Raw genomic sequence first — 411 nt, 5'->3', positions numbered from 1 at the left:
CCGTTTCCCTGGAGTACTCGAACAACAGTTGCTCCCCTGCCCGCTTCGATTCACCGTAAGGGTTGTCGAGTGCGGCCTGCGTGGAAGAGGAAATCATTACCGGACTGGTATTGCCGTGCTTCTTCAATGTATCAAGCAGGGTGGAGGCGAAGCCGAAGTTCCCTTTCATAAACTCAGACGCATCCTTGGGACGGTTCACGCCTGCCAGATTGAAGACAAAGTCAGCTTGTCTGCAATAGACATCCAGTTCGGCCGGGTCACTGTCCATGTCATATTCGTAAATGGTAAGTTCTTCACCTGCAATGCCGTAATTGCGGGCTTTCCCGTCACGGATGTTGTGCAGCTGGGATACAAGGTTCCGGCCGACAAACCCTCGGGAGCCGGTCACTAAGATTTTCATAAACTAATGGG

General features: G+C 52.3%; 1 protein-coding gene. It reads right to left on the bottom strand.

Going from position 1 to position 411, the window contains the following annotated elements:
- Positions 1-400 (bottom strand): NAD-dependent epimerase/dehydratase family protein (locus CSD97_RS11705; protein ID WP_173675113.1); only part of this gene is annotated, 400 nt, incomplete at its 3' end.
- Positions 401-411 lie beyond the last annotated feature (11 nt).

Source organism: Bacteroides sp. AR29, from assembly GCF_900217715.1.
In the GTDB taxonomy this organism is placed as follows: Bacteria; Bacteroidota; Bacteroidia; order Bacteroidales; family Bacteroidaceae; genus Bacteroides; species Bacteroides uniformis.
This window is presented reverse-complemented; position numbering and strand designations above follow the sequence as displayed.